We start from the raw sequence: 12227 nt of genomic DNA on the forward strand, positions 1-12227 counted from the left end.
CCGCTTGCGCCAATAATCGCTACATTCATTTTTTACTCGTTTATAAATTTACTACTAAATAGGTGTGGTGTTCGCTTACACTAGCTTAGATGCTAGCTAATACTTTTCTCAATGAATTGTTGATTATCGTCGCATTATCTTCATGGCTATACTTAATATATTTATGCTTAAAAAGTGAATTGATATTCATCATAAATACTTTTATATTGTTATGCAATTAAATTGAATAATTATTTTGGATTTTTTTATGTCTTTGCCGTCATTTATCTCTATGTACCAACAACTCATTGCTGCCCCCTCTATTAGTGCAATAGAAGATGAGCTTTGTATGAGTAATAAAGGGGTAATAGAGTTGCTAGCACGTTGGTGCGAAAGTTTAGGTTTTACTTGCGAAATTATAGAGTTAGAAGGTGGAAAAGGCCGTTACAACCTACTTGCTAAGCGGGGGGAAGGAGATGGCGGCTTAATGCTTGCAGGCCATACAGACACCGTACCGTTTGACGATAGCCGCTGGAACCACGACCCGTTTAAACTCACTGAACATAACAATAACTTATATGGGTTAGGTAGTATTGATATGAAAGGCTTTTTTGCTTTTGTATTACAAGCTATTAGTGAGCTTGATATAAAACAGCAAACACAACCTATTTTAATACTTGCCACGGCCGATGAAGAAACCACCATGGCGGGAGCGCAGCAAATTTGTAAGCATCCTAATTTAAAACCTGCGCGTTGTATTATTGGTGAACCTACTGATATGACTCCTGTATTTACTCACAAAGGACATATGAGCACGGCTATAAGAGTGATTGGCCGCTCAGGTCATAGTTCCGATCCCGAACGTGGTCTTAACGCCATCGAAGTCATGCATAAAGTGATTACAAAGTTGCTGATCTTAAAAGAGCAGTTAAAGAATAAATATTCAGTTGAACATTTTGAAATACCTTACCCTACCTTAAATTTAGGTAATATTCATGGTGGCGACAACGCAAATCGAATTTGTGGCTGCTGCGAAATGCACATAGACATGCGCCCGCTCCCAGGGTTAAGCATTAAAGACTTACAAGCTTTACTTATTGATGCTACCAGCGATATAAACGCGCAATACCCAAGCGCAGTGAGCGTAATCGATTTACACGAGCCCATTCCAGCTTTTAGTGGTAGCACTGATAGCGCACTCGTTAAAATGGCAGAAAAAATTGCAGGAGAAAAAGCAGTTGCAGTAAATTATTGCACAGAAGCTCCGTTTATACAGCAACTTGGCTGTGAAACAATAGTCATGGGGCCAGGCTCAATTAACCAAGCCCACCAACCTGATGAATTTTTAGCAATGGAGAAAATAAACCCATCGCAAAAAATTATAACTGACATTATTAGGGCAAACTGCTTTAACGCTTAAAAAGAAGACTGTATTAAAAACTCACAGCAAAAATAACAAAGGCGCCCATTGGCGCCTGTGTTTTAGCTTATACCTAGGCGTTACTGCATATACTTACTTAAATACTTTTTAAATACAGGGTCTGTTTTAGCAAGCTCTTTTTGCTCAGCTAAAATCTCTTTTAATATAACACCCGATGTGAGCGGATTAGCCAATACAACTCTAAATACCACTGTCGGCTGATTATCGTATTTTGAAGGGGTTAAGCGAGTACGCGATACAAACGAGCGCCCTGATTCACGTTGGCGTTTTTGCATACTGGCAGTAAAGCGATTGAGCGACGCGAAAATTTCTAACCGTGTTGCGGCATCTGCTTGGGCTATGGCTTGTTTAATTTGTTTAGGCACATAGCGGTATGTAAGCAAACACAGCTCAGGCTCTGAAATCAGCTCAAAGTCTTCATCCGCTTTAATTAAATCAGCAAAGTAATGTGCTTTTTTGATACTACGATCAATAAGCATTTCGTAGCCTTTGCGGCCAATAACGCGTAAGCAAGCATGTACTAACATAGCCATACCTGGGCGGCTGCCTTCAAGTGTATGGCTTCCTAAATCTTTTGAACCTTTACGTAATATGTACTCTGCATGGTGCTCTATTGCATCCGTAGCAGTTGGGTCTTTAAATAACACCAAGCCTGCGCCCATTGGCACATACATTTGTTTGTGTGCATCAATGGTAATTGAATCTGCGCGCTCAATTCCTTTTAATAATGGGCGATGCGTTTGCGATAAAAGCGTTGCCCCACCCCACGCTGCATCAACGTGAAAATGACAGTTTATTTGCTGTGCTAAATCGGCCATATCATCAAGAGGGTCGATATTACCGGTCTCGGTTGTGCCAGCAACCCCAACAATCGCCATAACTTTTATGCCTTGCGATTCAAGCTCTAAGGCTTTTTCGCGCATGGCATTCACATCAACCTTATTATTTTCGCAGGTTTTTACACCAATTAAATTTTCACGGCCGATGCCTAGTAAGTCAATTGATTTACCTAAAGAGTAATGCCCTCGCTCCGACACTAAAACGGCCAGCCCTTTGTAGCCATAATGCAGCATACCGGCAACGAGCCCTTGAGCGGCAATGCCTTTAAAGCTGCCGTCGGGTTTTAATAAGCGGTTACGTGCAATCCACAGTGCCGTTATGTTTGCAACTGTACCACCAGAACAAAAAGCACCGAGTGATGTTTTAGCACTGTGCATCCATTTAGAATAAAACGACTCATCTTGCGAGTAAGCTAAATGATGCATCATACCTAGTACTTGGCGCTCTAGGGGCGTAAATGCTTTTGAGGTTTCTATTTTTACTAGGTTTTGATTAAGCCCCACCATCAATTTTGAAAGCGGTAGTAAAAAATGCGGAAGAGCCGATGTCATATGCCCAATAAAGCTAGGCGCAGCCGTGTGTACCGAATGGGCAACTAGCTGCTCCATAATATCTTGGGCGTAAGCAGATACAAACGTTGGGTTTTCTGGGATCACCGCAGCCTGAAAATCTTTTTCAATTTCGTGTAATGGTTTTTCAATTGCCGCTATATTTTCGTTTAAAAACCCTGCTAAATTACTCGAAATTTCAAGCTCAATTTTGCTTAAAGTTGAGTCTGGCGCTTCAGGTACAGTAAATATACGCTTAAGGCTTTCTTTAGAGGCGACGGCACAACGCTTTTGATCCATCTTTATACCTAGTGTGTGTGTAGCTAAAACACGCGTTTAACAGTTAAAAATGCCAAACTATGGCGCTATTATAAGCAGCGTGCTTCTTTTAAAAATTGCGCTAACTTTACTGCAATATAAGTAAAATGTCTCCCTTTAAGCCATAAAAGCGACTAAACGGATGACAAATATTGTAAAAAAATTTCAATAATAGGATTTTATTAAAAAGTCACATTTTAGTTTTGGGCAAATTGCATTTATGCGTATACTTAATGTGTGTAACAATAAGGGACAAGTATGCTCACAGGGAAATTAAAAGGGAAGTGGTTTATAGCTGGCTTTACATTGTTTTTGGTCAGTTTATTAGTCTATGTTTATTACACCTATAGCTCAGCGCGTAGCGAAATAATGCACGCTGTCGATGAGCGCCTTCTAAATGCCGCCACCAGCGTAAAACATATTTTAGGGCAAAGTTACCACGATAGAATTAGCCAAGGCTACGATATTAGTTTTTCGGTTTACCAAACTAAAAGCAAACAACTCTCAGAGCTTGCACAAGCGCTTGATATAGCTTACGTTTATTCGATGATCATGCGCGATAACAAAGTTTACTTTACCTCATCCAGCTACACCAAAGACGATCAAGAAAACGCACGTGTTACGCAATTTCTTGATTTATACCCAGAGGCCACCGACATTAACAGGGGCGCGTTTTATTCTACCGAGCCTGTTTTTGAGCAATCTAGCGACCAATGGGGTGATTTTAAAACTGTTTTTATTCCCTTTGTAGATAAATATGGTACTACCTACATTACGGGTGCCGACATAACCTTAGATGATTTAAATAAAAAGCTTCAATACAGTGTCACTAAAGCCATAATAACGGCGTGTTTTTTCTTTTTTATTGCGGTACTGGTTGCAGCTATTTATATATATTTGTTAAAGCGTACCCTAGCAACAGATGCCAGTACGGGCTTTGCCAATCATATTGCGCTTGAGTACTTTATCAAAAAGAGTAATTCACATCACATGCAGCTTGCCATTATTTGGGTGAACGAAATTGAAGATATTAATAGCTTTTATGGCACTCAAGTTGGCGACAACGTAATGAAAAACTTGCTCAGTCATTATCAAAGCCGCAGCCCGCAAAGCTGTAAGGTGTATCGCCTTGCTACTAATAAAATTGCCGTTCTTACCCCTAAAAGCTTTAAAAGCAGCGAACTGAGCGATTTAGTTGAGTCGTATAACGCAAGCAGCCCGGTATTAACTAACCCATTTATTTATATAACTTACTGCGCAGGTATCGCCAGTGGTAATAAATCACTACTGATTGAAAACGCGCACATTGCAACGCTTCAGGCTAAACATGGGCGCGGTAAGGTTGTTAGCTACTCAAAAGTAATGAGCGATGTAAAAAACCAGTATCAATACAATGTAAGCCTTGCCAAAGAGGTTCAAGAAGCATTTGATAACAACCGCATAGTGCCTTATTTTCAAGCTATGTTTAACACCACCAATAATGAAGTTGTACATTACGAATGCTTAGCCAGAATGGTGACTAAAAATGGCGAAATTTTAAAACCCGACTCATTTTTAAATGTAGTGAGCCGCTCAAGAATCGGCGGACTACTAACGCGCACGCTATTTAGCCAATGTATAGAGCGGTTTAGAAAAACAGATATATGCTGGAGCTTAAATATCAGCGATAAAGATATACTCGACCCTAGTTTGAGTGAATACATTGCTAGCGAGCTTAAGCGCTACCCGCACCCAGAAAACATAACGCTTGGCCTTTTAGAGTCACACGCTATTACTAATTTTTTAGAGGTTAAAACGTTTATTTCTATGGTAAAAACCAAAGGGGTGAATGTCATTATTACTGGTTTTGGTAGTGGTTATTCAAATATTTCGAATGCGCTAAAGCTTGAAGTAAACGGTATAAAACTCGACGGCGCATTAGTAAAACAAGCAGTAAGTGATGAAAATATAGCCTTATTTATTGAGCATACAGTTCATGCTGCGAAGCAACTTAGTTTAACGCTCATGGCAGAGTCGGTAGAAAATATAAGTATTGAAAATGCGCTTAAAAATGTAGATGTGGCGCTGATGCAAGGCAATTACTTTGCTTACCCAGCGCCACATGTTAACTCATCAAGCCAAGAGGAAGTGGCCGTTTAAAGATCTATCACTAAACGATGGCTTTGTTGGCCGCTGGCCCAGTATTTACGCTCAAACGGAGTAATTGCTTCGTTTGATTCATACAGCGTCACCTCACAAGGGTGTCCCGATAGCTCAAGCGCTCTGGCAAACTCTTTTACATAAATATCCCAGTTACTGCGCACCTCTAAGCGACCGCCTAGCTTAACAATAAACGGAAAAATAGCCGCGCCGTGCCACCTACGTTGGATATGCTTAGATTTAGGCCATGGGTTAGGATAAAGCAAATAATGATGAGTAGGCTGCCAATTAGCAGCCACAGCTAAACGCCAAAAGTCGTTTAAGTCAGCTTGTACCAAAATGTACTGGCCGCTGTCTGTTTGTTTATATTCAACATCGTGCTTATCTAAGCGATGTGACGATTTATCAATACCAATAATTAATGCATCTGAGTGGCGCTTAGCTAAATTAGCCGAGCTCTCCCCTACTCCACAACATGAGTCTATAATAAGCGGTCCATTAAAAGCTTGAACCTGCTCATTGACTTCATCAAACGCTTGTTGAGTGTGTTCAGCAATAGGCTTTTTAAACTCTGCGTTTAAATGCTTGTTAACGATTTCATCAAGCTTTTCGTGTATACCCGCCTGATTAGATACAATACTGCGTGAATTTGCATCGCTCATTAATGTCTAAGCCCCACACCTTTTTTAATTAACGTTAGCGCTAAAGTAAATAGCACCGTAATAAATACTAATATAACGCCAAGCGCGACACTTAAATCAACATCCGACACGCCTAAAAAGCCATAACGAAACGCATTAACCATATAAATAATTGGGTTTATTTGCGATATATTTTGCCAAAACTCTGGCAGTAGCGTAATTGAATAAAATACGCCACCTAAGTATGTTAGTGGCGTTAAAATAAAGGTTGGGATAATACTAATATCGTCAAAACTATTGGCGTAAATAGCGTTAATTAAACCACCTAGTGCAAACACCGCTGAGGTTAAAATTACCGTCGCCATAATTACAAATATATTGTGTATTTGAATATCCACAAACAATAGCGATACACAGGTAACAATAAAGCCTACCATCATGCCGCGGGTCATACCGCCGCCCATATAACCAAGTACAATTATGTAATTAGGCACAGGCGCAACCAATAGCTCTTCAATACTTTTTTGAAACTTGGTTGAATAAAAACTAGAAGCAACATTAGAATATGAGTTGGTAATAACCGACATCATTATTAACCCCGGAACAATAAATTCCATGTAGCTAAAACCACCCATTTCACCAATACGTGAGCCAATTAAATTACCAAAAATAACAAAGTATAAACTCATCGTAATCGCCGGCGGTACTAAGGTTTGCACCCAAATACGTAAAAAACGAATACACTCTTTAATCCATAAACTCTTTAAGGCTACGCCATATTTAAACATTTATTCGCCCCGCCCTTGCTCTAGTAATCCTACAAATAACTCTTCTAATCTGTTTGCTTTATTACGCATACTCAAAACAGTGTTGCCTTGCTCGGTTAGCGCACTGAAAACTGCATTTAACCCTTGAGATTTAGCCACTTCAACTTCTATGGTGTGTTCATCAGGCATGCTAAACGAGTACCCCTCAAGGGTGACTGGCTGTGCTGGCTGTTTTAAATCAAGCACAAAGGTTTCTTTATCAAGCTTAGCTAGTAACGCTTTTATAGTGGTGTTTTCAACAATACGGCCAGTATCAATAATGGCGATGTTTTTACATAACAACTCAGCTTCTTCAAGGTAATGCGTGGTTAAAATAATCGTTACGCCTTGCTCATTAATTTGGCGTAAAAAGTCCCACATTGAGCGGCGCAGCTCTATATCAACCCCTGCAGTGGGTTCATCTAATATTAGTAGCTTTGGCTCATGCATTAATGCGCGGGCAATCATTAAACGGCGTTTCATACCCCCTGAAAGCGTACGTGCTTGCTTGTCTTTTTTTTCTAATAAGCCAAGCTGAGTTAAATATTTATCGGCACGCTTATGCGCTTCTGCGCGGGTAACACCGTAATAGCCTGCTTGATTTACCAATATTTGGCCAAGCGTTTCAAACTGACTAAAGTTAAACTCTTGTGGCACAAGGCCTAAATGCGCTTTAGCAGCTTCAAGGTCAGTATCGATGTTGTGACCAAACACTTCCACCTTACCTTGTGTTTTATTTACCAAGGACGATATAACACCAATAGTGGTCGACTTACCGGCGCCATTTGGGCCAAGTAAGGCAAAAAAGTCGCCTTCAAAAACTTGTAAATCAACACCTTTCACGGCCTCTACACCGTTTTTATAAACCTTGGTCAGGCCTTCTATATTTAAAGCAACATTTTGCTTATTCATTATTTACCCTCACCATAACCCCAACGTTTAGTTAGGTTATGTTCAATGTTTAAATGATCTAAAATTCGCGCCACCATAAAATCAACTAAGTCTTCAATACGTTGTGGCTTGTGATAAAAACCAGGCGCAGCGGGCATAATAGTGACCCCTAAACGCGCAAGCTTTAACATATTCTCAAGGTGGATTTCGCTAAAGGGAGTTTCGCGTGGCACTAAAATTAATTGCCCTCGCTCTTTAATAACTACATCGGCTGCACGCTCGAGTAGGTTATCTGATGCACCGAGCGCAATAGCAGATACAGACCCTGCACTGCACGGGCATACTACCATTTTTTTAGGCGCCGCAGAGCCTGAAGCTACAGGGCTAAACCAGTTATCTTTACCAAATACTTTTAACTGCTCTGGCTTGGCATTAAATAAAGCGCTTAACTGCTCGGTTGCTTTATCTTCATTAGCTGAGAGTTTAATGTTTGACTCTGTATCAAGCACCACGCGCGCAGCACTTGATATAAGTACATACACTTGAAATTGCTGCGCGAGTAATACTTCAAGCAATCTTAAACCGTAAGGCGCGCCTGAAGCACCACTAAACGCCAGTGTAATTTTATCTTTAAACTGCACATTATTCTCCGCTGTATTTTTTAGCTAAACCATCAACTAAGTGTTGATGTAAGCCATTAAAACCGCCATTGCTCATAATTAATATGTGCTGATTTGGCATTATATTTTCAAGCACAGTGTCAATAATCATTTGCGTACTATTAAAACACTGCATACCGGCATTATCGGCTTGCGATTTAAGAGACCAATTTAGGTTATCGGGCTCAAATAACAGCACGTCATCGGCATCACTTAACGAAGCAAGTAGCGTATGTTGGTGTACACCCATCTTCATGGTGTTTGAGCGAGGCTCTAAAATAGCAATAATTTTTTCATCACCCACTTTTGCACGTAACCCCGCAAGCGTGGTTTTAATGGCTGTTGGGTGGTGCGCAAAATCGTCGTACACTTTAATGTTATTTATGTCGGCTTTAAGCTCCATACGCCGTTTAGGGCTAATAAACTCTTCAAGCGCTGCAATGCTATGCTCAACGGCTATACCTACATGGCGCGCTGCCGCGATAGCCATAATGGCATTTTTAACATTATGCTCGCCTATTGCCTGCCAATTAACTGTGCCTTGAAGTTCATTGTTTAAAAGCACATTAAATTGGCTACCATCAGCGCTTAGCAAGTCATAATGCCAATCACCATTTAGGGTTTCACTTTCGCTCCAGAGCCCTTGCTTAATAACATCATCAAGTGCGACATCGTCTTTTGGCCAAATTACCTTGCCAGTATGAGGTAATGTACGCATTAAGTGATGAAATTGTTTTTTTATTGCGTTTAGATCGTCAAAAATATCGGCGTGGTCAAACTCAAGGTTATTTAAAATGAGCGTACGTGGTAAGTAATGCACAAACTTGCTGCGCTTATCAAAAAAAGCGGTATCGTATTCATCCGCTTCTATTACAAAAAACGGGGTTTCGCCCACTTTCGCTGACACACCAAAGTTTTGAACTATGCCACCAATTAAAAACCCGGGTTTTAAACCTGCATACTCTAAAATCCACGCCAGCATACTTGATGTGGTGGTTTTGCCGTGTGTGCCTGCCACCGCAAGCACCCAAGCATTTTGCAATAGGTTATGTTTAAGCCACTCTGGCCCTGATGTATACGGCAAGCCTTTATCTAACACATATTCTACACAGGGGTTACCTCGGCTCATGGCATTACCAATAACCACCATATCTGGCTTTGGCTCTAACTGTTTTACGTCGTAACCTTGGGTTAGCTCAATGCCCAGCTGCTCAAGTTGAGTGCTCATCGGCGGGTAAACATTTTGATCAGAGCCAGTCACTTTATGGCCAAGCGATTTAGCAATAGCCGCTATACCGCCCATAAAGGTGCCGCAAATGCCTAATATATGAATATGCATAACTTTTTAAATCCTTTCGTACTTCGCACGTCTGTGAAGTTTAATGGCGCTATAATGCCAAATTTTAGGCTTCGTGACTATGCGCGTCTCGTCAATTCACTGATGCTAAAACAGCGTTAATAAAATAAAAAAGCCCTCTTACCTAAGTAAGAGGGCTTGCTGGTAATAAGCTAAATTACAGCGTTAAAAATACAATTAAGCCTACGCCAAGTAAAAGTCTGTAAATTACAAACGGCAGCATGCCCATTCGTTCTATCACTTTTAAAAACATGAAAATACAGGCGTACGCCGATAAAAACGAAAGGACTACACCTAAAATTAATGTGCTCCAATCAACCACATGATCGCCTAAAGCCAGCTCTATCGTGTAGTAAAGACCCATCATAGAAATAATAGGTATAGCGAGTAAAAACGAAAAACGCGCTGCGCTTTGTTTGTTCATGCCCAGCAATAAACCCGCTGTCATGGTAATGCCAGAGCGAGAGGTACCTGGGATCATAGCCACCGCTTGAGCAAAGCCAATAAGCAGCGCTGTTTTCCAGTTAAGCTGATAAATTGTTTTCATTTGCTTACCTTTGGCGTCGGCGTACCAAAGTAATAAACCAAAAATAATAGTCGTAGCTGCTATAACCCAGGCACTGCGTAGGTACAGCTCAACAACGTCTTTTAGCAATAAGCCTAATAACGCAGCAGGTACAGTGCCCAGTATAATCCACCAGCCAAGTTTGCTGTCGTCGGTGGTGCCTTGAGCGCCAAACGATTTAAACCAGGCGCTAAGAATATCAGCCACTTCTTTACGAAAATAAATAACAACCGCTATTAACGTACCAACATGCACAGCCACATCAAAAGCAAGGCCTTGGTCTTCCCATCCCAAAATTTGCGAAGGTAAAATTAAGTGAGCTGAGCTCGAAATAGGTAAAAACTCAGTAAATCCTTGAATCAGGGCTAAAATAATTATTTCTAAAATACTCATGGGTTAGAAAACTCCACCTTCCATAGTTTTTGTTGAGGGTTGTTATACGCACTCCATAGCGCAGCAATGGTTTGCTTAGCAACGGGGTGATAAAAATTGGGGGCAACTTCACAAAGAGGCTGAAGTACAAAAGCGTTTTTGGTAATTTCATCGCGAGGTAATTGTGCAGGCAAGTCGCAAATAACGTCATCGTAAAAGAGCAGATCTAAATCTAATGTACGGGGGCTAAATTTTTTATCATCCGCTTTACGCCCGTTATCTCGCTCTATTTGTTTTAATAACTTACAAACACGCTCAAGCGGCATTGATGTGGTAGCAGCCACCACCGAGTTATAAAAGTTATTACCTTTAAACCCTACTGCTTCGCTTTCAAAAACAGATGAATGCACAATATCTGTAAAGTGTTGCTCAAGTGCATCAAGCGCACAGCGAATATAATGCGCTTTATTTATATTTGAGCCTAAGCTGATATAAATTTGCGCCATTTAGCTCATAGCCTTTGTGCGTGTTATTTCTACACCTACGGTGTTTGCTTGCGCTACAGCGGCCGGTTTGCTCACTCTAATTGTTACTTGTGGTGTATTAAATTCGGTTAATATAATAGTTGCTAGTTGCTCTACTAAGGTTTCAAGTAACTCAACCGGCTTAGCCGTAGTGTGCTCAATCACTCGCTCGCTTACTTTTGCATAATCGAGTGCTAAATTAATGTCATCATTTGCTGCTGCAGGCTTTATATCGCTGAGCATTTCAATATCAAAATAAAGGCTTTGTTTACTTTCTTTTTCAAAGTCGTACACTCCAATAATTGTGTCGACGTGTAGTTGAGATATAAAAACCTTATCCATTGATACTCCAAATAACTATAAGCACTCTCAAAGCATACAATGCATTGATTAAATTAATACTGTATATGCTTTAAGCAGTGTTTAAATATGTAAAAATTACTTCTACAATAGCCAAATAGCTAGATTAACTGCAAAATACAGCAGTTAATAATTTTCACGATAAATTGTGCCGCCAATAATAGCGTAAAAGTGCTATCGATGGGTATAACAATTAAAAAATAAGGGACTTTGTGTTAGCCATTTTACTGTTTGTTTTAGCCTACTTATTAGGGTCGATTTCATCGGCTATATTAGTGTCTCGGCTATTCAAACTGCCAGACCCTCGCAGCAGCGGTTCAAATAACCCAGGTGCCACCAATGTGTATCGTTTAGGTGGAGCCTTTCCTGCGTGCTTAGTATTAGTGTTTGATATTTTAAAAGGCACTATCCCCGTATGGGGGGCTTATTTTTTAGACCTAACGCCTTTAGCACTTGGTTTGGTCGCCGTTGCCGCGTGCTTAGGGCATATGTACCCACTATTTTTTAGCTTTAAAGGCGGAAAAGCGGTAGCTACCGCATTTGGCTCTTTATTGCCGATTGGTTTATCGTTGGCGGGGCTATTAATAAGCACTTGGATTATTGTGGTTGCTATTACGCGCTTTTCTTCATTAGGCGCTTTGGTCACGGTGTCGCTTGCTCCACTGTATACGTGGTTGATTAAACCGCTTTACACCCTACCGGTAACCTTTATTACCGTGCTAATTATATTTCGTCATCGCACTAATATTATGCGCCTTTTTAAAGGTGAAGAACCAAAAGTGGGCGC

At 40.6% G+C, this 12227-nt stretch carries 12 protein-coding genes; 3 read left to right on the plus strand and 9 right to left on the minus strand.

Features of this window, described 5'->3' with window-relative positions; all coding sequences use genetic code 11:
• The first annotated feature begins 247 nt into the window (after positions 1-247).
• A complete protein-coding gene (gene argE, locus B2R65_RS01155) occupies positions 248-1399 on the plus strand; it encodes an acetylornithine deacetylase (RefSeq protein WP_256845650.1) in 1152 nt (383 codons plus the stop codon).
• An 80-nt stretch (positions 1400-1479) separates the two neighbouring features.
• Here the strand turns inward: argE and panP are convergent, their stop codons facing one another.
• Complete coding sequence (gene panP / locus B2R65_RS01160) at positions 1480-3108, minus strand: pyridoxal-dependent aspartate 1-decarboxylase PanP (RefSeq protein ID WP_004588537.1); 1629 nt, start codon at positions 3106-3108, stop codon at positions 1480-1482.
• A gap of 276 nt (positions 3109-3384) precedes the next feature.
• Here panP and B2R65_RS01165 point away from each other — a divergent pair, with 276 nt between their 5' ends.
• Positions 3385-5265: a bifunctional diguanylate cyclase/phosphodiesterase gene (locus tag B2R65_RS01165; protein WP_286740410.1), complete on the plus strand. Its 1881-nt coding sequence runs from the start codon at positions 3385-3387 to the stop codon at positions 5263-5265.
• Here the strand turns inward: B2R65_RS01165 and trmB are convergent.
• From trmB to folB, 8 genes are all read right to left on the minus strand, one after another.
• Entirely contained in the window at positions 5262-5927 is a 666-nt protein-coding gene (gene trmB, locus B2R65_RS01170) for a tRNA (guanine(46)-N(7))-methyltransferase TrmB (protein WP_286740412.1), read from the minus strand. The genes B2R65_RS01165 and trmB overlap by 4 nt on opposite strands.
• Positions 5927-6694, minus strand: coding sequence for an ABC transporter permease (locus B2R65_RS01175; protein WP_286740413.1), 768 nt, complete (start codon positions 6692-6694; stop codon positions 5927-5929). Before B2R65_RS01175 ends, trmB begins: the two co-directional genes overlap by 1 nt.
• Positions 6695-7624 carry an ABC transporter ATP-binding protein gene (locus tag B2R65_RS01180; protein ID WP_004588541.1) on the minus strand — a complete coding sequence of 310 codons (930 nt, stop codon included), beginning with the start codon at positions 7622-7624 and terminating at the stop codon, positions 6695-6697.
• Positions 7624-8244: a flavin prenyltransferase UbiX gene (locus B2R65_RS01185; protein ID WP_004588542.1), complete on the minus strand. Its 621-nt coding sequence runs from the start codon at positions 8242-8244 to the stop codon at positions 7624-7626. Before B2R65_RS01185 ends, B2R65_RS01180 begins: the two co-directional genes overlap by 1 nt.
• 1 nt (position 8245) lies before the next feature.
• Positions 8246-9601 carry a UDP-N-acetylmuramate:L-alanyl-gamma-D-glutamyl-meso-diaminopimelate ligase gene (mpl, locus tag B2R65_RS01190; RefSeq protein ID WP_286740417.1) on the minus strand — a complete coding sequence of 452 codons (1356 nt, stop codon included), beginning with the start codon at positions 9599-9601 and terminating at the stop codon, positions 8246-8248.
• Between the two features lie 175 nt (positions 9602-9776).
• Complete coding sequence (locus tag B2R65_RS01195) at positions 9777-10577, minus strand: undecaprenyl-diphosphate phosphatase (protein WP_004588544.1); 801 nt, start codon at positions 10575-10577, stop codon at positions 9777-9779.
• Entirely contained in the window at positions 10574-11062 is a 489-nt protein-coding gene (gene folK / locus B2R65_RS01200; protein ID WP_286740419.1) for a 2-amino-4-hydroxy-6-hydroxymethyldihydropteridine diphosphokinase, read from the minus strand. The genes B2R65_RS01195 and folK overlap by 4 nt, the downstream gene beginning before the upstream one ends.
• Positions 11063-11422, minus strand: coding sequence for a dihydroneopterin aldolase (gene folB, locus B2R65_RS01205; RefSeq protein ID WP_004588546.1), 360 nt, complete (start codon positions 11420-11422; stop codon positions 11063-11065).
• Positions 11423-11652: 230 nt separating this feature from the next.
• On the opposite strand from folB, the gene plsY reads away from it, so the two are divergent.
• Positions 11653-12227: glycerol-3-phosphate 1-O-acyltransferase PlsY (plsY, locus tag B2R65_RS01210; RefSeq protein ID WP_286740421.1), on the plus strand; the 575-nt coding region annotated here is incomplete at its 3' end.

This window comes from Pseudoalteromonas sp. UBA2102 (assembly GCF_002331165.1).
Taxonomy (GTDB): domain Bacteria; phylum Pseudomonadota; class Gammaproteobacteria; order Enterobacterales; family Alteromonadaceae; genus Pseudoalteromonas; species Pseudoalteromonas atlantica.

What these genes read in the sequence shown, in the direction of transcription:
- argE (WP_256845650.1), top strand. Translation starts at nt 248, where the DNA reads ATGTCTTTGCCGTCATTTATCTCTATGTACCAACAACTCATTGCTGCC.
- panP (WP_004588537.1), bottom strand. Translation starts at nt 3,108, where the DNA reads ATGGATCAAAAGCGTTGTGCCGTCGCCTCTAAAGAAAGCCTTAAGCGT.
- B2R65_RS01165 (WP_286740410.1), top strand. Translation starts at nt 3,385, where the DNA reads ATGCTCACAGGGAAATTAAAAGGGAAGTGGTTTATAGCTGGCTTTACA.
- trmB (WP_286740412.1), bottom strand. Translation starts at nt 5,927, where the DNA reads ATGAGCGATGCAAATTCACGCAGTATTGTATCTAATCAGGCGGGTATA.
- B2R65_RS01175 (WP_286740413.1), bottom strand. Translation starts at nt 6,694, where the DNA reads ATGTTTAAATATGGCGTAGCCTTAAAGAGTTTATGGATTAAAGAGTGT.
- B2R65_RS01180 (WP_004588541.1), bottom strand. Translation starts at nt 7,624, where the DNA reads ATGAATAAGCAAAATGTTGCTTTAAATATAGAAGGCCTGACCAAGGTT.
- mpl (WP_286740417.1), bottom strand. Translation starts at nt 9,601, where the DNA reads ATGCATATTCATATATTAGGCATTTGCGGCACCTTTATGGGCGGTATA.
- B2R65_RS01195 (WP_004588544.1), bottom strand. Translation starts at nt 10,577, where the DNA reads ATGAGTATTTTAGAAATAATTATTTTAGCCCTGATTCAAGGATTTACT.
- folK (WP_286740419.1), bottom strand. Translation starts at nt 11,062, where the DNA reads ATGGCGCAAATTTATATCAGCTTAGGCTCAAATATAAATAAAGCGCAT.
- folB (WP_004588546.1), bottom strand. Translation starts at nt 11,422, where the DNA reads ATGGATAAGGTTTTTATATCTCAACTACACGTCGACACAATTATTGGA.